The sequence below is a fragment of the Hydrogenophaga sp. genome (assembly GCF_041913525.1).
GTDB lineage: Bacteria > Pseudomonadota > Gammaproteobacteria > Burkholderiales > Burkholderiaceae_C > Hydrogenophaga.
This window is the reverse complement of the sequence record NZ_JAYSFD010000024.1, coordinates 1-22,269: the sequence shown is the minus strand read 5'-3', so window position 1 is coordinate 22,269 and position 22,269 is coordinate 1. Positions and strand designations below refer to the sequence as shown.

General features: G+C 68.3%; 18 protein-coding genes. 9 read left to right on the top strand and 9 right to left on the bottom strand.

All coding sequences use genetic code 11. The features are described from left to right. Positions 1–245 precede the first annotated feature (245 nt). On the bottom strand, positions 246–1,484 hold the full coding sequence (locus tag ACE3RQ_RS18375; RefSeq protein ID WP_374523541.1) for an MFS transporter: 1,239 nt from the start codon (positions 1,482–1,484) through the stop codon (positions 246–248). Positions 1,485–1,683: 199 nt separating this feature from the next. Here ACE3RQ_RS18375 and ACE3RQ_RS18370 point away from each other — a divergent pair, with 199 nt between their 5' ends. Both ACE3RQ_RS18370 and ACE3RQ_RS18365 read left to right on the top strand, forming a co-directional pair. After that, on the top strand, positions 1,684–2,601 hold the full coding sequence (locus tag ACE3RQ_RS18370; protein WP_374523540.1) for an alpha/beta fold hydrolase: 918 nt from the start codon (positions 1,684–1,686) through the stop codon (positions 2,599–2,601). A gap of 84 nt (positions 2,602–2,685) precedes the next feature. After that, on the top strand, positions 2,686–4,287 hold the full coding sequence (locus ACE3RQ_RS18365) for a Na/Pi cotransporter family protein (protein WP_374523539.1): 1,602 nt from the start codon (positions 2,686–2,688) through the stop codon (positions 4,285–4,287). Between the two features lie 17 nt (positions 4,288–4,304). On the opposite strand, the gene ACE3RQ_RS18360 is transcribed toward ACE3RQ_RS18365, so the two are convergent. The 5 genes from ACE3RQ_RS18360 to ACE3RQ_RS18340 all read right to left on the bottom strand — a co-directional run bounded on the left by ACE3RQ_RS18360 (position 4,305) and on the right by ACE3RQ_RS18340 (position 11,847). Beyond that, complete coding sequence (locus ACE3RQ_RS18360; protein ID WP_374523538.1) at positions 4,305–6,311, bottom strand: hypothetical protein; 2,007 nt, start codon at positions 6,309–6,311, stop codon at positions 4,305–4,307. Positions 6,312–6,658: 347 nt separating this feature from the next. Next, positions 6,659–7,891 carry an acetyl-CoA acetyltransferase gene (locus tag ACE3RQ_RS18355; protein ID WP_374523537.1) on the bottom strand — a complete coding sequence of 411 codons (1,233 nt, stop codon included), beginning with the start codon at positions 7,889–7,891 and terminating at the stop codon, positions 6,659–6,661. Between the two features lie 43 nt (positions 7,892–7,934). Further along, positions 7,935–8,666: an alpha/beta fold hydrolase gene (locus ACE3RQ_RS18350; protein WP_374523536.1), complete on the bottom strand. Its 732-nt coding sequence runs from the start codon at positions 8,664–8,666 to the stop codon at positions 7,935–7,937. Beyond that, positions 8,663–10,399: a class I adenylate-forming enzyme family protein gene (locus tag ACE3RQ_RS18345; protein WP_374523535.1), complete on the bottom strand. Its 1,737-nt coding sequence runs from the start codon at positions 10,397–10,399 to the stop codon at positions 8,663–8,665. The genes ACE3RQ_RS18350 and ACE3RQ_RS18345 overlap by 4 nt, the downstream gene beginning before the upstream one ends. Beyond that, the gene (locus ACE3RQ_RS18340) at positions 10,396–11,847 is read right to left on the bottom strand and encodes a carotenoid oxygenase family protein (RefSeq protein ID WP_374523534.1); all 1,452 of its coding nucleotides are present in this window, start codon (positions 11,845–11,847) and stop codon (positions 10,396–10,398) included. The genes ACE3RQ_RS18345 and ACE3RQ_RS18340 overlap by 4 nt, the downstream gene beginning before the upstream one ends. A gap of 149 nt (positions 11,848–11,996) precedes the next feature. Here ACE3RQ_RS18340 and ACE3RQ_RS18335 point away from each other — a divergent pair, with 149 nt between their 5' ends. After that, a complete protein-coding gene (locus ACE3RQ_RS18335; protein ID WP_374523533.1) occupies positions 11,997–12,755 on the top strand; it encodes an IclR family transcriptional regulator in 759 nt (252 codons plus the stop codon). Positions 12,756–12,781: 26 nt separating this feature from the next. Here ACE3RQ_RS18335 and ACE3RQ_RS18330 read toward each other — a convergent pair whose 3' ends face one another. Continuing rightward, positions 12,782–13,561 (bottom strand): IclR family transcriptional regulator, encoded by a 780-nt coding sequence (locus tag ACE3RQ_RS18330; protein ID WP_374523531.1) that lies wholly within the window; start codon positions 13,559–13,561, stop codon positions 12,782–12,784. A gap of 211 nt (positions 13,562–13,772) precedes the next feature. Between ACE3RQ_RS18330 and ACE3RQ_RS18325 the strand changes: the two genes are divergently transcribed. From ACE3RQ_RS18325 to ACE3RQ_RS18305, 5 genes are all read left to right on the top strand, one after another. Beyond that, the gene (locus ACE3RQ_RS18325) at positions 13,773–14,759 is read left to right on the top strand and encodes a Bug family tripartite tricarboxylate transporter substrate binding protein (RefSeq protein ID WP_374523530.1); all 987 of its coding nucleotides are present in this window, start codon (positions 13,773–13,775) and stop codon (positions 14,757–14,759) included. Positions 14,760–14,837: 78 nt separating this feature from the next. Beyond that, complete coding sequence (locus tag ACE3RQ_RS18320) at positions 14,838–15,944, top strand: porin (protein ID WP_374523529.1); 1,107 nt, start codon at positions 14,838–14,840, stop codon at positions 15,942–15,944. Between the two features lie 69 nt (positions 15,945–16,013). Next, positions 16,014–16,451, top strand: coding sequence for a limonene-1,2-epoxide hydrolase family protein (locus ACE3RQ_RS18315; RefSeq protein ID WP_374523528.1), 438 nt, complete (start codon positions 16,014–16,016; stop codon positions 16,449–16,451). A gap of 44 nt (positions 16,452–16,495) precedes the next feature. Next, entirely contained in the window at positions 16,496–17,530 is a 1,035-nt protein-coding gene (locus ACE3RQ_RS18310; protein ID WP_374523527.1) for an SDR family NAD(P)-dependent oxidoreductase, read from the top strand. A gap of 69 nt (positions 17,531–17,599) precedes the next feature. Next, positions 17,600–18,589 carry a Bug family tripartite tricarboxylate transporter substrate binding protein gene (locus ACE3RQ_RS18305; RefSeq protein WP_374523526.1) on the top strand — a complete coding sequence of 330 codons (990 nt, stop codon included), beginning with the start codon at positions 17,600–17,602 and terminating at the stop codon, positions 18,587–18,589. A 201-nt stretch (positions 18,590–18,790) separates the two neighbouring features. Here ACE3RQ_RS18305 and ACE3RQ_RS18300 read toward each other — a convergent pair whose 3' ends face one another. Then, the gene (locus ACE3RQ_RS18300; RefSeq protein WP_374523525.1) at positions 18,791–19,780 is read right to left on the bottom strand and encodes a Bug family tripartite tricarboxylate transporter substrate binding protein; all 990 of its coding nucleotides are present in this window, start codon (positions 19,778–19,780) and stop codon (positions 18,791–18,793) included. Between the two features lie 51 nt (positions 19,781–19,831). After that, positions 19,832–21,289, bottom strand: a complete 1,458-nt coding sequence (locus ACE3RQ_RS18295; RefSeq protein WP_374523524.1) for a carotenoid oxygenase family protein — start codon at positions 21,287–21,289, stop codon at positions 19,832–19,834. Between the two features lie 90 nt (positions 21,290–21,379). On the opposite strand from ACE3RQ_RS18295, the gene ACE3RQ_RS18290 reads away from it, so the two are divergent. Beyond that, complete coding sequence (locus ACE3RQ_RS18290; protein ID WP_374523523.1) at positions 21,380–22,189, top strand: IclR family transcriptional regulator; 810 nt, start codon at positions 21,380–21,382, stop codon at positions 22,187–22,189. The last annotated feature ends 80 nt before the right edge of the window (positions 22,190–22,269 follow it).

Genomic DNA, 22,269 nt, shown 5'->3' with positions numbered 1-22,269 from the left:
TGCCGTCGCTCTTGACTCGCACTTTGACGTTGTAGTCCACCACGCGTTTGACGGGTACCAACACTTTCATAAAAAACTCTCGTGTGATCGGGTTGTGCAAAAGACCATCGCGAACAATGCCACGACGGGCATCACTTTGTCAAACTTGGTTGACAAAGTGACAGGTTCTGGCCACCGCTGCTTTCGCAGCGGGCGGCGCAAGAATACGGTGCTTTGGGCATAAAAACTGACACCTAGGCGCAGGGTCAACGCGCTGGGGCGGCCACCAAGGGTTGGCGCACGGGCAACTGCAGCGACACGGCCGCGGCCAGCAACAAAATGGCGCCCGCGCTGCCAAACGAGATCCAGTGGGTGCCATAGGTCTCGTAACCCCAGCCCCCCAGCCAGGAACTGATGGCGCCGCCAATCTGGTGCGCCAGGAAACACAGGCCATAGAGCAGGCCCACCAGGCGCACGCCGTACACGTCGGCCAGGATGGCCGATGACAGCGCGATGCTGCCGGCCCACACGATGCCGCCAATGGCCGCGGCGGTGTACAGCTCCCACTCCACGCCCACCATGACCAGCGCGAAAAAGCCCAGGCCGCGCACGCCGTAGATCACGGCCAGGAGGTTGCGCCGAGGCGTGCGGTCGGCCAGGCGGCCCAGCAACAGGGTGCCGCCAATGGCGACCAGGCCGATCAGGCCCACGCCGTGGGCGCTGGTGGTGGCGTCAAAGCCGTGGTCCATGAGCATGGGCACGCCGTGCGCGCCCAGCAGGTTCATGCTGTAGCCGCAGGCGAACAGGCCCAGGGCCACCTGCCAGAAGGGCGCGGTGGTGAGGGCTTCGCGCAAGGTGGCGCTGGGAGCGGTGGCGGCGTTGCTGGCGGCCTTGGTGGCGCTGCCCTGGTCGGTCTCGGCCGGGGCGTTCTCGCGCATCACCCACAGGGCCAGCGGCACGGTGGTGAGCACCAGCACCGCCGCGAAGCCCATGAGCGTGGTGCGCCAGCCCACGGCGGCGATCGCGTGGGCCAGCACGGGCGTCATCACCGCCATGCCGGCCATGGCGCCGGTGGACAGAAAGAACAAGGCCATGCCGCGCTGGCGCGTGAACCAGCGGCTGATGATGGGCGTGAGCGCCACGGTGCTGGTGAACGACAGGCCCACCGACAGCAGCACGCCGAACGAGAGCATGAAGGGCCACCAGCCCCGCGCCACCACCGTCCAGGCCGAGGCCACGAACACCGTGGCGCAGCCCAGCAGCAGCACGCCGCGCGTGCCGATGCGCGCCACCAGGTGCCCGGCCACCGGCATGGCCAGGCCGTACACCAGCATGCCCACGGCCACGATGGCGGCCAGCGCGCTTCGGCTGAAGCCCAGGTCTTGCGTGAGCGGCAGGAAGAACGGCCCAAAGCCCAGGCGCAGACCCGAGGACAGCAGCGTGACGAAGGTGGCCGCCGCCACGATGTTCCAACCGAAGTACCACGCGGGCCTGGGGGTGTTCAAGGTTTGTCTCCACGCAAAGGCGTTCAAAACGAAAGCCACGAAACTTTACCATCATTGGTTGGGCCATTGAATACCCAGCCACTGGACGCAAGCCACCGCGCCGCCTGCCCGCATACCCTCGGCCCACCGCCCGCAAGGCAACCCATTCCCGGAGGCCCCCCTGTTTGCCACGCACCGCATTGCCAGCAACGGCATTGACATGGCCGTGCACCTGAGTGGCCCCGAGCACCCGCGCCGCCCGCCCGTGGTGCTGCTGCACGGCTTCCCGGAACTGGCCCATTCGTGGCGCCACCAGGCCCTGGCGCTGGCCGCCGCCGGCCACCGCGTGGTCGTCCCCGATCTGCGTGGCTACGGCGGCACCGGGCCGCAGGGCGGGCTGGCCGACTACCGCATGGCGAACCTCGCGCAAGACGTGCTGGGTCTGCTGGACGCCCTGGGGATTGGGCGCGCGGTGGTGGTGGGGCACGACTTTGGTGGCGCGCTGGCCTGGACGCTGGCGCGCGACCACGCCAAGCGCCTGCTGGGCGTGGCCTCGCTGTGCACGCCCTACACGCGGCGCACCGAGGTGGACCTGGCCGAGACCATGCGCCGCACCCGTGGCCCACAGAACTACATGGTCACCTTTCAGGCGCCGGGCGTGGGCGAGGCCCTGCTGGGGCGCGACATCGGGCAGATATTCCGCCGCCTGATGCGCCGCCCGGCCCTGGACCTGGAGACTTTCCAGCGCGAATCGCCCCACGCCAAGACCTTGCCGGCCGAGGCGTTTCTGGGCCTGCCCGAGCTGATGGGCGAGCCCTTTCTGAGCGAGGTCGAGGTGGACGTGTACGTGCAGGCCTTCACCCGCACCGGCTTCACCGGCGCACTCAACTGGTACCGCAACCTGCACCGCAACTGGGAAGACACCGAGGGCCGCCCCGACCACGTGGCCCTGCCCGCGCTGATGCTCTGCGCCGACAGCGACCCCTACCTGCCCCCGGCCACCACGCGGGGCATGGAGCGCATCGTGCCCGACCTGGAGCGCCACACCATCGCCAACTGCGGGCACTGGATGCAGCAGGAACGCCCGCAAGAGGTGAACGCGCGCTTGCTCGACTGGCTGGGCCGGCGTTTCGCCTGAACCAGGCGGGCAACAAGCCTTGCGCGCTATGGTCTTGCTCGCCATCGCCTTGCGCGGTGGATGTTGGTACCCTCGGGCATCGACATGCAAGACGCGCTCTTTCCCTTTGTTGGCGGACTCGGCCTGTTCCTCATCGGCATGATGCTGCTCTCCGATGGCCTGGTGGCCTTCGGTGGCGACGTGATGAAGCGCGCCCTGGCCCGCTTCACCGGCACGCCGTTCAAGGCCTTCGCCTCTGGCGCGCTGGCCACGGTGGTGGTGCAGTCGTCCACGGCCACCACGGTCACGCTGATCGGCTTCGTGAGCGCGGGCCTGATCACGTTTTCGCAGGCCATCGGCGTGCTCATTGGCGCCAGCCTGGGCAACACCGCCACTGGCTGGGTGGTGGCCAGCCTGGGCCTGAAGGTGAACCTGGGCTTCTACACCCTGCCGCTCATCGGCATTGGCGCGCTGCTCAAGCTCATGGGCCGTGGGCGGGCCAAGCCGCTGGGCCTGGCCATGGCGGGCTTCGGCCTGATGTTCATGGGCCTGAGCACCTTGCAAGAGGGCATGCGCGGTCTGGCCGCCGGCCTTGACCTGGCCCGCCTGCCCTCGACCGGCCACGGCGCGCGGCTGCTGATCATGCTCATGGGCCTGGCGCTGACGGCGATCTTGCAGTCTTCGTCGGCCGCCATTGCCACTACGCTGACCGCCTTGCACACACAGGCCATCAACATGGACCAGGCGGCCGCGCTGGTGGTGGGCGCGGCCATTGGCACCACGCTCACCGGGGCGCTGGTCACCATTGGCGGCACGGTGCACGCCAAGCGCACGGCCCTGGCCTACATCTTGTTCAACGCGGCGGCTGGCCTGCTGGCCATCGCGCTGCTGCCGGTGTTCCTGGCCGCCATTGACTGGCTGGGCCGCCTGCGCTGGCTCAATGCAGACGCCACCAGCCTGGCAGCCTTCCACACCCTGTTCATTGCCGTGGGCGTGGCGCTGTTCCTGCCCTGGGTTCACCCCTTCGCGCGGCTGGTGGAGCGGTTGCTGCCCGACGAGCCGGGCGATGCCCTGACCGCGCGCCTGGACAACTCGATGCTCAACATTCCTTCGGTGGCGCTGGAGGCATCGGCTCGGGCGCTGGAGCAGATCACGCTGCGCCTGCTTGACGTGTACGACGAGATGCTCAGCGGCCAGGGCGCCGACACGCGCCATGGCAAGCTGAGCCACGCGGGCCAGGCGCTGGATGAGATCTACCGTTTCGTGGGCCGCATCGAGCTGCCGGCTAAGGATGCCCGCACCAGCGAGCAGCGCCTGGCGCAACTGCACGCGCTGGACCACCTGATGCGCTTTCGCACGCGGCTGACCGATCTCTCGCAGGCTGCGGTGGACCTGACCGAGCCAGGTTATGGCTGGGCCCTGGAGCACAGCCGCCAGATTCTGGCGTTGGCCCGCCAGGGCATTGAGGCGCACGACCTGTTTCCCCACCAGGAGGCACTGGAGCAGCACGCCAACGCCCTCACCGGTGTGTCGCGCGAGGTGCGAAACGATGTGCTGCAAGGCACGGCCGCCGTGCCCAGCAGCGCGGCCAACGCGCTCAAGCTCAGCGACACCGCGCGCTGGCTGGAGCGCACCGGCCACCACATCGCCCGCATTTGCCACCACCTGGCACAAGGGCACCAGGCGGTGGCGCGAACCACGCCTTGATCGCGCCCCCGAGCAGGTCAGGGTTCGCGGTACGCGTCGATCACGGCCTGGTGGGTGCTGGTGGGCACGAGCTCATCGATGGCGAGGCTGCCGAACGAGGCGGCGCCCGAGTAGAAGTCGTAGTCCTGCGCCGTGGTCTGCAGGGTCATCACCACCGCGCCATGACGGAAAGCACCGAACGCGCCTTCGCTGTCGGTCTCGGGTGCGCCATCGGGCGACTGCTTCCAGACCTTGTTGGCGAACTGGAAGTGGATGGCGCCCAAGACCTGATCGGGATAGGCCCGCTGGTGATCCAGCACGCCCTGCAACTGCGACCGGACCGTGTCGGCGGCATTGGCGCTTGACACGCGGCTTTGCCCGATTTCGGTGAACAGAATGGGCAGGCGGTACCGGTCCCAGGTTTGCTGCACCCAGCCCCTGCCACCGCCCGCGTCGACGAACAGGTACTGGCGGTCGTTGTAGGTGTTGGGGTTCAACATCAACTGGGCGCGGTAGCTGGCCAGGCGCGGGTCACTGGTCAGGCGGTCGAACGCGTCCCAGGCCGGCAGCTTGCCGTTCCGGCTCTGGAAGCTCACGGGCACGCCCACCAGCACACTGGTGCTGAAGCCCTTGTTTTGTGCCTCTTGCAGGAAGCGGGCGGCCAGGCCAATGGCGTTGCCGTAGGCTTCGGGGCCCGCCAGGTCCAACTCATTGGAGATGGTGACGCCGGCGATGGCGGGGTGCCAGTCGTTCTCCTGTTGGTTACCGAAGTTGCCGTGCTTGAAGTAGAGCGGCACCTGCGCTGCCCAGTAGTCCCCGTTGTTGGCCAGCCAATTGCTGATGGGCACGATCACCTTGATTTGCAGGCTGTCGGCGTAATCGAGGAACTGGCTGTGGTCGTTGCGCGGGTCCCAGTCGTACAGGCGGACCAGGTTGATGCCCATGCTCTTCATCGTCTTCAAATCATTGCGGCATTTGTCCTCGCAGGATTGCTGCAGATAGGACGTGGCCCCCCACAGCGAGCCCATCTGTTTGCGGGCGATGTCGCTGCCAAAGTAGATGGCCGTGGTGTTGGCGGTGGAGGGGTCGTACCCATGACCGAAGGCCTGGTAGGCGATACCCTTGCCCCGCACCAGGAAGCGGGAAACCACGTTGGTGTCAATGCTCAGGATCACCTGGGTGAGCGGCTCGGGGGGCGTGGTGAGGCCGTCCAGGGAAGTGGCCCGGTAGCTCACCAAGCCGGTGGCCGGGTCGAGCACCGGGTCGTGCAGGGTGAGGAACTCCAGCCGCGTCTCGCCGCTGGCCGTCCTGCCCAGCAGGGCCGCGTTGGGGGCGCTGGTGCTGAACTTCAGGGGCCAGTCCGCGATGAAGGCCTCGGTGGGCCGGATCTCGTGGTACCGGGCTGGGGCATTGCTGACCAACCAGGTCTCGACTTCGGCCTGGCGCAAGGACAGCCGGTATCCGCCTGGAGCGGCGGTGGGCACCAGCTCAGCCTGATCGGCGTATTGCACATATGAGGCCACGGTCTTGCCCTGCTCCACGTTGTTGAGCACATTCATCGAGACCTGCCGAAGGTCCAGCGCGCCAGCCGACAGCGGCAAGGGCGAACTCGCCAGCAGCGCAACCCGAAAGCGCAGGGTGTCGGTCTCTTCGTCATACGCGGGCTGCGACAGGCTGACGAAGGCCCGCTCCAGTTCACGGCTGCCATCGAGTTGAAAGTGCACGGTGGCGTTGGGCGCTACGGCGCCATAGGCAGCGGGCCAGGTGCTTCGCACGTAGTCGGCCAGCGGCGTGGCGCCCGTGTCGCGCAGCGGGCGGTCGGCGTACCAGATGGCTTGCGGATAGGGCTTGTGCAGCACCAGCGTCCAGGCCGGCGCCGCCCCTGGCGCGGTGGCCAGCGGAATCCACTGACCAGATGGCGCCGCCAGCACGTGAATGCGCAGCGAGGCATCGGCGACCGTGCGGCTGGCATCGCCGCCGCAACTGCCCAGACCAAAGCAGGCGAGCAGCGCCAGCAAGCAATGAAAGAGGCGTTGGAGATTCATGCGATCGAGGTTCGGTGAGGCAGCGGCGCAGGCATCCCGGACGGCCAGCGCGAGTGCGCAGCCAATGGCGAGCCAGGGGCACTGGGAACGGGGACACGCTGGGTAGGTGTCGCACCGGTCGGCCACGCTGCGCCGCCAGCCCGGGGTAGGCGCGCGAGCCCACGGCCCCCCGACCGATCCAAGCCTCGCGATGGCGCCCCATCGAGCGAAAGCACCAACGAATCGGGGGGCCTGAGCCCCCCGCAACAACCTCGGCACCATAGGTGCAACCGAATGCCTGCTTCAGGCAAGTGGCCTATCGGGGAAGCGCATAGCGTCCCGCACCTCGATGGGCAGGCTGAGGGCGCTCAGCCCGCCTCCACCACGAAGCTGGCCACCGTGGCCAGCGAGCCGCCGATGTTCAGCGTCTGCACGCGGCGCGCGCCTTCGATCTGCATGGGCCCGGCCTGGCCCGTGACCTGGCGGCTGGCGTCCAGCAGCATGCGCGCGCCGGTGGCGCCCACCGGGTGGCCGCAGCCGATCAGGCCGCCGCTCATGTTCACCGGGCAGCGGCCGCCGGGGGCGATGGTTCCTTGCTCCACCGCCTGCCAGCTTTGGCCGGGCGCGCTCAGGCCCAGGTGGTCCAGCGCCACGTATTCGGTGGTGGTGAAGCAGTCGTGGGTTTCCACGCCGTCGATGGCCTCGATGCCCGAGATGCCGGCGCGGCGCCAGGTGTCTTCGATGGTCTGGCGCAGGTGCGGAAACATGTAGGTCTGGCCACGGCTGCGCTCGAGCTTGTCGAGCAGGCGAATGCCGGCGGTGCGGTGGCCCCAGCCGGCGATGCGCGCCAGCTGCGCCAGGGTCTTGCCCTGGCGGCGCGCGTGTTCTTCGGCAAAGCGGGCCGAGACCAGCACCACGCCCGCGCCGCCGTCGGTCACCTGGCCGCAGTCCTGGCGGCGGGTGCCGGGCTCGATGAGGGGGTTGGTCTCGTCGTTGTCGGTGAAGCTGTCGGGGCCGAACTGCCAGCTTCGGGTCTGGGCCAGCGGGTTGAGGCGGGCGTTGGCGTAGTTGATTTCGGCAATGCGGTTGAGGTGGCGGCGGTCCAGGCCGTAGCGCTCTTCGTATTCCTGCGCCACGCGGCCAAAGGCGGCGGGCCACATGAAGGTGCAGTCGATGTCTTCGCGGCCTTGCCAGGCGGCGGCGCTCTGGTTCTTCGATGCCTCGTGGCCCGAGGTGTTCTTGAACTCTTCCACGCCCAGCACGAGCACGCAGTCGTAGCGGCCGGCCTCGATCTCGGCCATGGCCGCCAGGGCGGCCAGCGACGACGAGGCGCACGCGCCTTCGTGGCGCATGGCCGGCACGCCCCACAGCTCGGGCACCACCTGCGCCACCATGGCGCCCAGGTGGGCCTGCTGGCGCTGCAGCTCGGCAAAGGCATTGCCCACGTGAATGCTCTGAATGGCCGAGGCGTCCAGGTCACAGGCCTGCAGCGTGCCCAGGGTGGTCTCGCGCACGATGTCGGCAATGTCCTGGCCGTGGCGCGACCAGACCTTGGCGAAGTCGGTCTGGTAACCGCCGAGGATGTAAACAGCTTGGCTCATGGGGGTTCCGTTCAAAAGGGGTTGGGGGTGGTGGACGCGGGCCTCAGGCCAGCGCCCCTTGGGGCAGTTCGCACAGCGGGCGCAGCAGGGCCGCTACCTGATCAGGCTGCTCCAGCGGCAGCATGTGGCCGGCCTTCTCGATCTCGTGAAAGCGGGCGTGGGGAATGAGCGCGGCCAGCTCTTGCGAGAGGGCCGGCGGGGTGATGCGGTCGGCCGCGCCGCACAGCACGTGCACGGGCAGGTCAAGCCGCGCCAGGGCCTCGCGGTGGTCGCCGCGGGCCATGATGGCGCGGGTCTGGCGCACGGCGGTCTCGGCGCCCACGTCGAGCATCATTTGCGTCAGGGCCTGCAGCAGCGCGGGCGTGGGCTCGTGGCTCCCCCACTGCGCGATGCCTTGCACGGTGCGCGCAAAGTCGCCCTGCAAGGCGGCGATGCTTTTCTCGCGCTGGGCCTGGCCTTGGGGCGACTCGGGCCGTGCCGAGGTGGCCACCAGCGCGGCCGCGCGAAGGCGGCGTTGCGGGCGGGCCAGCATCTCGATGGCCACGTAACCCCCCATCGAAAAACCCACCAGCACCACCGGTGCCTTGGGGGGCAGGTCGGCCAGCAGCGCCCAGGCGTCTTGCGCCATGGCCGGGATGGTGGCCTGCGTGGTGACGCGGGCCACGCGCACCTGCGCCACGTCGGCCAGGGCCTGGGCCACCCCCGCCCAGACGCGCTCGTCGTTCAGCATGCCGGGCACCAGCAGCAGCACGGGCTTCATGTTCGCGGCCGTCATGCGGGCACCCCGTCGGCCGGGGCCAGCACGGCCTGGCGCAGTTCGCGCTTGAGCACCTTGCCCACCGGGTTGCGCGGCAACTGGTCCAGCAGCACCAGGCGCTCGGGCCATTTGAATGCGGCCACGGCTTTCTCGTGGCGCAGGTAGTCCACCAGTTCGGGCAGGCTCAGTTGCTGGCCCGGTTGCGGCACCACCACGGCGCACACGCGCTCGCCCAGCACCGGGTCGGGGTAGCCGATCACCGCCGCCTCGCGCACCTTGGGGTGGCTCACCAGCAGGTTCTCCACCTCTTCCGAGGAAATGTTCAGCCCGCCACGAATCAGGATGTCTTTGTGCCGGCCGGCGAAGCGGTAGAACTGCCCACGCTCGCCCGCGATCTCGAACAGATCGCCCGTGCGGTAGTAGCCCTGCTCGTCAAAGGCCCGCTCGGTCAGTTCGGGCGCGTTGTAATAGCCGCTGAAGATGGTGGGCCCCTTGAAGCGCAGTTCGCCCACGCGGCCGGCGCTGGTGATTTCCTCACCGGTGTCCACGTCCACCAGGCGGGTCAGCACGCGCCGGGCATTGGAGAGCGACCACTCAAAGCCCGGCACGCCCATGCGCGGGAAGTACTGCGCGCGCAGGGTGCGGTCGGGGATGTCTTGCGGCGTGGCCGACAGGGCCGCGCCCTCGTTGGAGCCGAAGTAGTTCACCAGCTCCACGCCAAAGCGCTGCGCGAACTGCTCCACCAGCCAGTCGGGCACCGGGCCGCCGCCCGAGCCGATGCGCTTGAGGCGGCCCAGGTCCACGCCCTGCAGCTTGTCGGGCTCTTTGAGCAGCATGCACAGCACGGCCGGGGCGGCCACGGCGTAGTCCACCGGGTGGGCGCGCAGTTGCTCGATGAACACGTCAATGTCGAACGGGTGGTGGTGGTGCAGCCCGCCGCCCACCGTGAGCCAGGCCACCAGGCTGGTGGCCACGCCGGCCATGTTCACGAAGGGGAAGGGAATGAGCTGCTGCGCGCCGGGCTGCAAGGCGCCGGCCTCCACCACGTTCTGGCCCACGATGAGCCACTCGTTGTGGTTGCGCGGCACGCCCTTGGGGCGCGACTCGGTGCCCGAGGTCCAGCAGATGGTGAACACATCGTGCGCGGTGAGGCCGATGGCGCGCATGTGCTCGCGCAGGTCGGCCGCGCCCCAGGCGGGCGCCTGTTGCAGGGCGGCGCTCAGGTCCAGCACGCCGGCGGGCCAGGCGGTGGCGCCATCGCCCAGGGCGCCCACCCAGCGCAGGGACTCATGGCTGGCGCGCAGCGCGGCCCAGTGCTCGGCCGCCGCGCAGTTGCCCACGCGCGGCACGGTGATGGCGGCCTTGGCGCCGGTGGAGGCCACCACGTGCCCCAGCTCGTGCGCCCGGTACTGCATGGGCACGGGCGAGACCACGATGCCGCTGGCCGCGCAGGCCAGGTAGAGCATGTGCAGCTCCACGCAGTTGGGCATTTGCAGCACGACGATGTCGTCCTTGCGCAGGCCCTGCGCGTGCAGCATGGCGGCGCAGCGGCCCACCTGGGCCAGCAACTCGCCCCAGGTCCAGCGCTGGGGCGCGCTGCCCATGAGCGCGGGGCGGTTGGGCGGGTCGGCCACGGCAAAGGCCTCGGGCTGGCGCTCGGCGGTGTCGATGAACAGGTCGGCCAGCGTGCGCTGGCCCCACCAGCCCTGGCGCACGTACTCGTCAATCTTGGCTTGCGGCACCAGAATCATGGCTGCCCCCAACGGTCAAGGTTTTGCTGGCTCACGAAGGTGGCGTGAAAGCCATTGGGCACGCGGCGCGGCAGCAGGATGCGCGCCACCGGGCCTTCGGCCAGGCGGGCGCCCTTGGCGTCGAACACCTGAATTTCCGAGCGCTCGTCCACCGCGTTCCACACCAGGGTGACGAGGTAGCCGTCGTCTTCCGACTGCGGGTTGTCGCGCGGCGCGAAACCGGGCTCGTTGTAGAAGTGGCGCGGCCCTTCGCTGAAGGCCACGTAGCCGCCGGTGCGCAGGTCGTACTTCACCAGGCCGGGGAAGCGCGGGTTCTCGTTGCCACCGGGCGGGAACACCACGTGGTACGAGAAGTGGTTTTGGCGGCCCTGGTAGGCGCTGTTGATCACCGGGAATTCGGTGTTGAGCACGTCGTCGATCACGCGCTCGGTGGTCTCGCCGGTCTTGAGGTTGAAGCGCCACTCATAGAGCATGAAGTCGCGCTGGCGCAGGCGAATGGTGGTTTCCAGGCGCTGGGCGTCGGGCTTGCCATCGGGGCCGGTGTGCACGCGGTAGGGCGTGCCCACCATCACCACCTCGTCGCCCTCTTCCCAGGCGTTGACCACGTGCAGCAGGTAGGCCGGCTTGGCGGTGAACCAGCGAATGTCTTCGGGCTTGCCATGACGCGGCACCACGGCAAAGCGCGTCATCTGCTCGCCGAAGAAGCGCACCTTGTAGCGGCCGGCCGCCAGGGCCTCGGGGTCAGGCTTGAGGGGGAAGTCGTGCAGGATGGTGTAGTGCTCGGTCACGGCCATGTCGTGCGGCAGGCTCGGGCCGTCCAGCGGAATCTCGATCTTGTGCTTGAGCTGGCGGTCGGGGCCGATGACGCCGTAGGTCATGTACGGCGGCTTCACGTCGTAGTCGAAGAAAATCAGCTCGCCGGTGTGCTCGTCGGGGCGCGAGTGGGCCGACAGGCGCGCGATGGCGCCATCAAAGTCGGCCGGGCCGATGGTCTGCAGGGTCTCGGGGTCGAGCGCGTAGGGCAGGCCCGAGCGGTACCACATGCTGATGAGGCGCCCGGCGTGGTACTTCACGTCGGTGTTGGACGTGTTCTTCAGCGGCTCGTCGGGGCGGTCGGTGCGCTGCGGCTCTTTCAGGCCTTGCCAAAGGGCGCGCCCGGCGGCCTTTTCTTCCTTCAGCGCGCGGGTCTCGATCCAGCGGTTGCGGTAGCTCACCTGCCCCTGGCGAAAGCGCACGGCGTGCAGCATGCCGTCGCCGTCGTAGGCGTGGTAGCGCCACTCGGGCGGGTAGAAGGCGTTGGGGCCGTTGCGCACGTACAGGCCATTGAGGTCGGTGGGCACTTGGCCAATGACCTCCATCGCCTCAAAAACGTCTTCCTGCGACACGGGCGCGTTGTTGCCGCTCAGGGCGGGAATGGGGTGCACGGGCAAGGCGGTGCTTGTCGTCATGTGTCTCCTCTCGGTGGGGTTCAAAACCTGAGAGGCATCGTAGGAACGCCGTCGCCTGGGTGGCGCAACCGTTTCGATATATCAACTACCATTTCGATATGTCTGCTCCCCACGGTATTTCCGATGTCCCTCGCCGCACCCCCCGGGGCATGGACGATTTCGACGGCGACCGCCAGTTCGCCACCACCCTGGCCCGTGGCCTGGAGCTGCTGCGCTGCTTCACGCCACAAGAGCCGGTGCTGGGCAACCGCGAGCTGGCGCGCCGGCTGCAGTTGCCCGGGGCCACGGTGTCCCGCCTGACCTACACCCTCATGGCCATGGGCTACCTGGCACAAGACGAGAACCAGGCCAAGTACCGCCTGGGCTCGGCGGTGCTGTCGCTGGGCTACCCGCTGCTGGAGATGTTCAACATCCGCCGTCGGGCACGGCCGCTGATGATGGAGCTCTCGCGCACCTTGCGCTGCACGGTGTCGATCGGCATTCGCGACCGCTTCCAGATCGTCTACATCGAGGCCATGCACGCCGACAACAAGCGCATCTACCCGCTGGACGTGGGCACCCGCCACTCGCTGGCGGGCACGGCCATCGGGCGCGCCTACGCCATGGCCTGCTCACCGCCCGAGCGCGAGGCCTTGCTCAACCAGTTGCGCCTGAAGGCCCCGGCCGAGTGGGAGCGCTTCGGGCCTGAGCTGCTGCAAAACATTGCGCAATACCCGCAGCGCGGCTGCTGCGTCTCGCTGGGCGAGATTCACCCCGACGTGCAGGCCGTGGCCGTGCCCCTGGGCCGCATCGACCGTGGCGAGATCGCGGCCATCAACTGCTCGTTTCAGGGCCGCGCCTTCGACAAGCAGTGGCTGGTGGAAAAGGTGGCGCCGCAGTTGCAGTCGCTGGTGCAGCGGCTGATGTGAGGCCGCGCGGGGAAAACGGCGCGGCCTCAGAACAGCGGCACGCTGTGCACCGGGCGGGCCATGCCCTGCAACTCGCTGTGCAGCAACTGGCCCAGCTCGCGGCGACGGGCCGGGCTCATGCGCGGGCTGGGGCCGGCAATGCTGATGCCCACGTGGGTGGTCTCCGAGATGGGCACCGCGCAACCCACGCCCGATGTGCCCACCGGCCCGAAGGCCGTCATCTCCGAGAAGCCGCGCGCCCGCGTGGCGTCGATCAGGCCACGAATCACCGAGAGCGTGGCGCCCACGCCCTCGTAGTGCGGCACGTTGTGGCGGTAGGTGACCTCCAGGTCGTGGTCGGGGCCATGCGCCAGGATGCTCACGCCCACGGCACTGATGCCCAGCACGCGCCGCTTGCCCGGCAGCACATGGCCCGAGGGCTGGGCATGGGCGCCGCTTTCGCGGTGCACGCACAGGGCGTGGTGGCCGCTGCGCGCCACCAGGTACACCGACTCGTCGGAGAGCCGGGCGATCTTGAGCATCAGCGGGCGGAAGCGGTCCACCAGGGGCGCCATCTCGGACGACACCAGGCCGAGCTGCGCCGCCTCAACGCCCAGGCGGTAGTGCTTGCCACCGGGCACGCGCTCCACGAAGCCCTCATTGACCATGCAGGCCAGCAGGCGGTGCACGGTGGACTTGTCCATGCCGGTGAGGGCCACCAGGTCGGTCAGGCGCACCCCGAGCGGGCTGCGCGCACCAATGTGTCGAAGCAGCACCAGCGCCCTGGCGGCGCTCTGCGTGCCTGTGTTTTCGGCTTGATTTCTCATGGGGCGAGAAAACTCTTATGTCTCCGTTGTGGGGCTTCAAGGCCCTGCGCTTCAATCCGCCCGACCAATATACATCCGGTCTTTTGTGCAAAAGAAGATTGGGTGCATGGCGGTTTCGCAGAGTGAGCCAAGACGCACTTTTTGGCGCGAAGGGCTTGCCTTCCAGCGAAAAGGCGTTCATGAGTCAACACAGCAACACAGGAGACAAGACATGAGAAGACCCAACCGCCGCAGCGTGGTGCTGGGGCTGAGCGCGGCACTTTGCTCGTTCGGCGCCACGCCCACGTTTGCCGACACGGGCTACCCCAACCGCACCATCCGCCTGGTGGTGCCCTTCGCCCCGGGTGGCGGGGGCGACGTGATCGGCCGCTTCTACGCGCAGAAGCTGTCCGACTCGCTGCGGGTGCCGGTGATCGTGGACAACCGCCCCGGCGCCAGCGCCATGATCGGCACCGACCTGGTGGCCAAGGCGCAGCCCGACGGCTACACCCTGCTGCTCACCGTGCCGCTGCTGGTGCAGACCCCGCACCTGTACCGCAAGATTCCGTACGACCCGTTCAACGACCTGGTCCCCGTCGCCGAGCTGAACACCTCGCCGCTGTGGTTCGCCTCCAGCGCCACCAAGAACGACGCGGGTTCGCTCAAGGAATTCGTGACCAAGGCCAAGGCCAAGCCCAACGACTTCAACTTCGCCTCCATCGGCATGGGCTCGTCGGGACACGTGCTGGGCCAGGCGCTGAACGACGCCAACCAGCTCAACATGATGCACGTGGCCTACAAAGGCAGCTCGCCCGCCATGCTGGCGCTGATGGCCGGCGAGGTGTCGGCGGTCTTCCTGGACTACGTGACCATCAAGCCCCAGATCGCCAGCGGCAAGATTCGCCTGCTGGCCGTCACCGGCACCCAGCGCTCCGAGCTCACGCCCGAGGTGCCCACCCTCACCGAGCTGGGCTACAAGGGCTTTGAAGGCAAGGTCTGGGGCGGCATCTTCGCGCCCGCCAAGACGCCCAAGGAAGTGGTCTCGCTGCTGGATCGCGAGACGCGAAAGATCCTGGCCATGCCCGAGACCATCGCCAAGTGGCGCGAGCTGGGCTACGACACGGGCAACAAGACCCAGGCGCAGTTCGCCGAGGAAATCCGCAAGGACTCGGCCCGCTGGGGCGCCCTGATCAAGTCGGCCGGCGTGACGCTGGACTGACCCACCCCCCTCCTCCTTCTTTCCTTTTTCGGCATTTCACCCATTCACCGGGTGTGCCCGCGCACGCCTGTACACACCATGAAACACACCACTTCTGCCCAATTTGCCCTGCTGGCCGTGCTCGGCGCAGCCGCCACCACCGCCTCGGCCCAATCGTCGGTGGCGCTCTATGGCCTGATCGACGCCACCTTCATGGTGGGCCACGGCTCCACCGCCAACAAAACCCAGCTCGGCAACAGCGGCAACACCACCAGCCGCCTGGGCTTTCGCGGCACCGAAGACCTCGGCGGCGGACTGAAGGCCGGCTTCGTGCTGGAGATGGGCCTGAACAACGACGACGGCACCGGCGCCACCACCAACCCCAACAACCAGGGCACCTACAAGGCCAGCACGGGCCGCTTCACCGCCAACGCCTCGGGCGGCGGCGGCACCACCTTCAACCGCCGCTCCATGCTCACCCTGAGCAACACCATGGGCGAGTTGCGCCTGGGCCGCGACTACACGCCGCACTACTGGCAATACGTCTTCTTCGACCCCTTCACCATGAACGGCGTGGGCGCCTCGCAGATTTACGCCGGCAGCCTGGGCGGGCCCACCCTGGTGCGCGCCTCCAACTCCATCGGCTACGTGCTGCCGGGAAACCTGGGCGGCCTGTACGGCCAGGCGCAGGTGTACCTGGGCGAGAACAGCGGCACCGAGGCCGCCCCCATCGGCAAGAGCGATGGCAACGGCGTCTCGCTGCGCCTGGGCTGGGCCAACGGCCCGTGGAACATGGCCGTGGCCATGGGCCGCACCCAGTTCGCCCTGCCCGGTGACATCACCACCAGCAACGCCGGCCTGAGCTACGACTTCGGCCGCTTCAAGCTCAGCGCCATGGTGAACAGCGACAAGGTGGGCAGCGCCGCCAAGAGTTCGGGCTACCTGGTGGGCGTGAGCGTGCCCACGGCGTCTGGCGAACTGCGCGCCACTTACTCGGGCTCCAAGGCCAAGGTGAACGGCACCTCGCCCGAGGCCGACAAGGTCTCGCTGGGCTATGTGCACAACCTGTCCAAGCGCACCGCCGTGTACGGCACCGTGGCCTTCCTGTCCAACAAGGGCGGCGCGACCTTCGGCCTCAACGGTGCCACCACCGCGGCCAACACCAGCTCCAAGGGCCTGGACATCGGCATTCGCCACGCGTTCTGAGCCTGCTTGCACCACACGGGCCCACGTGGCCCGTGTGGCTTTTTATTCCGACTGTCACACACCGCCCCCATGAACCCCAGCACCGCGACCCTTCCTGCCACCACCGCCGACGCCGACCGCAAGCTCGCCATCTTTGAAGAGATGATGCGCGCCTGGTCGGCCAAAGACGCCGCCACCTGCGCCAAGCTGTTCACCGAAAACGGCGTGCTGCACTCGGTGATGATCGACCCCATCGTGGGCCGCGAGGCCATCTACCAGCGCATCAAAGGGCTGGAGGCATCGAACAAGCAGTTCCACGGCCACATCCTGCGATACGGCGTGATCGGCAACGGCACGCTGGTGACCGAGCGCGTGGACGAGCTGGTGATCGACGGCGTGAGCCGCTCCTACCCGGTGGTGGGCCTGCTCGACTTCGAGGGCGACCAGATCGCCCTGTGGAAGGACTACTACGACCGCAACCAGCTGCTGCGCGCGCAAGGCCGCACGGTGGAAGTCACCGTCAGCTAAGCGCCTGCCCACGCCGCGTTTCCCCTAGACCCCGGAGCCCCACCATGGCCAACGCCCCCCTGAAGAAAATCATTGGCTTCTACTGCCGCTTCACCCCCAGCTACAGCAAGATCGGCTTCAACTTCCGCAAGCTCTTCTGGCGCCCGCTCAAGGGCAACTTCGCCGGCCAGGTCTGGCTGGTCACCGGCGGCTCTGAAGGCATTGGCGGCTCGGCGGCGCATTCCGCCGTGGCCGGTGGCGCCACCGTGATCTGCGTGGCCCGCAGCATCGACAAGCTGCGCGCCTTCGCGCAGAGCACGCCCCACCCCGAGAAGGTGATCCTGGAGGTGGCCGACTTCTCGCTGCAGCAAGACATTCACGACCTCGTGGCGCGCCTCGCGCAGCGCGGCCTGAAGATCGACGTGCTGGTGAACAACGTGGGCATCCAGAAAAAAGACCAGGTCATCACCAAGGAAGGGGTGGAGACCTCGTTCGCCACCAACATCCTGGGGCACTACCTGCTCACGCGCGATCTGCTGGCGAACAAGCTGATTGCCCACAATGGCACCGTGATCGAGGTGTCGTCGGGCGGCATGTACAACCACCCCATGGTGGTGAACGACCTGAACATCACCGGCCCGGGCTACCTGGGCGTGCGCGCTTACGGCCTGGCCAAGCGCGCGCAAATGATGATGACCACCGCCTGGCGCGAGAAGTTTGCCGGCACCGAGCGCCGCTTCTACGCCATGCACCCAGGCTGGGTGAACACCGCCAGCGTGAACCGCTCGATGCCGCGCTTCGTGGCCATCCTGCACTCGGTGCTGCGCAGCCACCCGCAAGGGGCCGACACCATCGTGTGGCTGGCCGAAAGGCGCCCCGAGCAAAAGCGCGCCGAGGCCATCTGGTTCGACCGCAAGGAACGCCCGGCCCACATCTACCAGCACACCCCGCTGTCCAAGGACACGCCGCAAGACGTGATCCGCACGCTGGAGCGCGGCCTGCTGCCAGCCGCCCGCCAGCCCCTGAGCGCGGCCACCAGCGCCCAGGCCGCGCCAGCGGTGCCGGCGTCCCTGGCCACAGGCGCTGCCCGCAGCGCCTGACCACAAGCCCGTGCCACCACGGGCTGCCCCCTTTAGACCCACACGACAACAAGCAACAGGAGACACACCATGACATCGCGCCTGCGGGCTTCGGCCCTGAAACTTCTGGTTCTGCTGGGCGTCTGCGCGCAAGCGCCGGCCGCCCTGGCCGACGCCTACCCCAGCCGCTCCATTCGCATCGTGGTGCCCTACGCCGCCGGCGGCGGGGCCGACGCCATGGCGCGCCTCGCGGCCGAGCGCCTGCAAGTGCACCTCAAGCAGCCCGTGGTGGTGGACAACCGCCCCGGCGCGGGCTCGGTGATCGGCTCAGACATGGTGGCCAAGGCCCGCCCCGACGGCTACACCCTGCTGTTCAACATCCCGGCCCTGGTGCAGGCGCCGGCGCTGCAGCCCAGCGTGCCCTTCGACCCCGTGCGCGATTTCGTGCCCATCACCACCTTCGTGAGCGCGCCGGTCTGGCTCTCGGTCAGCGCCTCGCGCCTGAAGGCCGCCGACTTCGCGGCCTTCAAGGAAGAAGTGCAGAAAGGGCCGGCCCGCCACCGCCTGGAATACGGCTCGTGGGGGCCGGGCACCACCAACCACCTCTATGGCGAACTGCTGCTCAAGTCGCTGAACATTCAGGCCGTGCACGTGCCCTACAAGGGCTCAGCCCCGGCCATGCTGGCCCTGGCCGGTGGCGAGACCGCCTTCATGCTGGTGGACTACATCACCCTGCGCCCGCACGTGGAATCGGGCAGCGTTCGCATCATGGCCTCCACCGGGGTGCGCCGCCACAAGCTCACGCCCGATGTGCCCACCCTGGCCGAGCTGGGTTACCCCGGCTTTGAATCGGTGGGCTGGGGCGCCTTCTTCGCGCCCAAGGACACGCCCCCAGACGTGGTGGCCAAGCTGCAATCGGTGATCGCCGAGATCACCCGCGAACCGCAGGTGGTGGAGAAGATGGTGAGCCTGGGTTACGAGCCCGGCGGCAAGCCACAGGCCGAGTTCGCCCGCGAGGTGCACGGCGACCTGGAACGCTGGCGCCGCACCATTCAGACCATTGGCTTCAAGCCCAACTGACGATCAGCCCAACGGCGCCAAACAACAAACGACCAACGACAAGGCCCTCACCCACCCTGGGTGAGGGCCTTTGGCTTTGGTGGCATGGACTGCCTCACGCGCCCGCCACAGGTCACCGGACAAGCAAAAGGCCCAAGCCGGTGCGGCTTGGGCCTGGGGTGCCAGATGGTCAGGTGGCCAGACGGGCTTGCCGGCCCGGTCTCAATCGGCTTTGAACCCGATCGCCTGGATGGTGCGGCGCCAACGCTCCACATCGCCCTGCACCTCGCGGGCGAACTCGGCCTGCGGCTTGCCGCCGGGCTCAAAGCCCAGGCTGGCCATTTTTTCGATGACCTGGGGCTCACGCGTGATCTCCGCGATCACCGCCTCCAACTTGGCCACCACCTCGTTGGGCGTGCCCTTGGGGGCGAAGAAGCCCGCCCAGCCCACCGACTCAAAGCCGGGGTAGCCCAGCTCGGCCAGCGTGGGCACATCGGGCGTGAGGCGGTGGCGGCGCACCCCGGTAGAGGCCAGGATGCGCACCGTGCCAGCCTCCACGTGCGGGCGCAGCGTGGTGTAGTCGGCCAGCATGAAGGCGGTCTCACCACTGGCCAGGGCCAGCGTCGCCGGGGCCGAGCCCTTGTAGGCCACGTGCACCGCTTGCAGGTTCAGCGACTTGAGCAACAGCTCGCCGTAGAGGTGGTTGGTGGTGCCTGGCCCCCACGAGCCGTATTCCAGCCGGTTCTTTGGCTGCGCTTTCGCCGCTTCGTCTTTGAAGGAAGCGAAGTCGGTGGCCTTCAGCCGCGTGCGGTTGACGGAAAACCAGACCGGCGCGCTCACGAAGGTGGTGATGGGCACGAAATCGCGCACGGGGTCGAAGGGCACGCTGGGTTGCAGCAAGGGGGCCTGCACCAGAGCGGGAATGTTGAACAGCAGGGTGTAGCCGTCGGGGCGCGCCTTGGCCACGAAGTCCGAGCCGATCACCGAGCCGGCCCCGGGCTTGTTGTCCACCAGCACCGGCTGCTTGAGGTGCGCTTGCAGGCGCTCGGCCGCCAGGCGCGCCATGGCGTCGGCCCCGCCGCCCGCCGGGTAGGGCACCACGACGCGAACGGCGCGGCTGGGGTAGGTGTCGGCCAGGGCGGCGGGCGCTTGCGCGCACACGCCCAGCAGCACAAGGGATTTCAGGGCCGTGGCCCAGAGGCGAGGTGTCATGTTTGTCTCCTGTTGGTTGTTGTGGGGTCGGGTGGTGAAACAGGTGCGGCCTTACTCGGCGATCTCGCGGGCGTCGGCCCAGCAGGCATGGGTGCCGCTGCTGATGCGGTGGGGCAGGATGATGCGGGCCACCGGCCCGGCCGCGATGTCGCGGGCATCGAGCACCACGCACTCGGAGCGGTTGGTGTTCATGTCGGTGACGAAGCTCACCACGTAGCCGTCGTCTTCGGCCTTGGCGTCGTGGCAAGGCGCCATGGGCGACTCGCTGCCGAAACGCCCCTCGCCGAACTGGTACTGCTGCGCCTCGCCCGTCACGTGGTCGTAGCGCAGGATGCCGTCGAACAGGAAGTGCCCCGGGTGCGCCAGCATGTTGTACGAGTAGCGGTACGGGCGGCCCCAGTAAGACGCGTTGATCATGCCGAACTCCAGCAGGCGGTCGTCGAGCTGGCGCTCGCGGGTCTTGCCCGTGCTCAGGTTGAGGCGCCATTCGTAGAGCGTGGGGCCGTAGCGCGCCGGGCCCAGGGTGCGGCCCTCGCGGTCGTAGCCGCCCTTGGGCATGGGCGTTTCCTGGTGGTAGCCGTGCATCACGATCTCGTCGCCCTCTTCCCAGGCGTTGAGCCAGTGCAGCACGTAGGTGGGCGAGGCCTCGAACCAGCGGATGCCGGTCTGCGGCGCGTGGCGGCGCGGCACCACCGCGAAGCGCGCGGGCCGCTCGGCGTGGTACACGGCGCGGTGCTTGCCTTGCGCCAGCAGGGTCTCGTCCCAGTGCAGGGGAAAGTCGTTGAGGATGGCGAAGTGCTCGGTGAACACCATGTCATGCGGCAGGCGCGGGCCGGGCAGCGGCACGGGCACGTAGTGCACCAGCCGGTCGTGGCGGTCAACCTCGCCGTAGTGCATGTACGGCGCCTGGGTGGAGTAGTTGAAGAACAGCAGGTCACCGGTGCGGGGGCAGACCTTGGGGTGGGCCGAGATGCCGCCGTCCGGCAGCACCTGCTCGCCCCAGGCCGACACGCCCTTGAGGGCCAGGGTGCGGGCATCGAGGCGGTAGGGCTCACCGCATTGGTAGAAGGTGGCCAGGGCCTGGCCGGCGTGCACGATCACGTCGGTGGCCGCCGTGTCGCGCAGGCCGCCGCGCGCGCCCCAGCCCGGGCGCTCGGCCAGCGAGGGGCGGTCGATCAGACCGGCATACAGGGCACGCCCGGCCGCCTGCTCTTCCTGAAAGCCCTTGGTGCGCACGAAGCGGTTGCGGTACTCAACCTGGCCGCGCCGAAAGCTCAGCAGGTGCAGCATGCCGTCGCCGTCGAAGGGGTGGTAGGTGCCCAGGGGCTGGTGCACCGGGTTCTGCGTGTTGCGCAGGTACACGCCGTCCAGGCGCTCGGGCACCTCGCCAATGACCTCCAGGTCAACGGCATTGACCTCTTCGTAGTTGGGCGTGAAGGGCCCGGTCATGTAGGGGTGCGTGCCCGGGACCAGGGTGGGATGGATGCGGTCCACCGTTTCAACTTGCATGCTGTGTCTCCTGAATGGGGTGTGGAAACTGTAGGAATTCGCGCGTTTTCCCGAGGCACACAATCCCGATATTCCGGCGACGATTCCGATATGCCGACACACCAGACCGAACCCGCCAGCCGCACCTGCGTGCCGCCCACCTACCAGGACTACGAAGGAGACCGCGAATTCGCCACCACGCTGGCGCGCGGGCTGGAGCTGCTGCGCTGCTTCACGCAAGACGACCAGTTGCTGGGCAACCGCGACCTCACCCAGCGGCTGGGCTTGCCCCGCTCCACCGTGTCGCGCCTGACGTACACGCTGGTGGCCATGGGCTACCTGTCACAAGACGCGGCCTCGGGCAGATACCGGCTCGGGGCGGCCCTGCTCTCGCTGGGCTTTCCGCTGCTGGCCACCTTCTCGGTGCGCCAGCGCGCGCGCGGCGCCATGCTGGCGCTGGCGCAGCGCCTGCGCGGCACGGTCGCCATCGTGATTCGGGACCGCCTTGAAATGGTCTGCGTGGAGGTGGCGCGCTCCGGCACCCTGGCGGTGGACACCATGGACATCGGGCGCACCTATTCCATGTGCGGCTCGGCCGTGGGCCGCGCCTACCTCACGGCCTGCGCGCCGGCCGAACGGCAACGCCTGCTGAACCAGATTCAGGTAAAGGCCCCGGCCGAGTGGGAGCGCCACCAGGCCCGGCTGCAGCTCAACCTGACCCAATACGCCAACTGGGGCTGCTGCGTCTCAACCGGCGAGATCTACCCCGACATCCAGGCCGTGGCGGTGCCCCTGCGCCGGCAGGAACACGGCGAGCACGCCGCGCTGAGCATCGCCTTTCAGCGCCGGGCGCTGAACGAGCGCTGGCTGATCGAAGAGGTGGGGCCGCAACTGACCGCGCTGGCGCGGCAGTTGATGTGAACCGCCGCGTCAAACCCGCTTCACCTCACACCCGCTCCAGCACCACCGCAATGCCCTGGCCCACGCCAATGCACATGGTG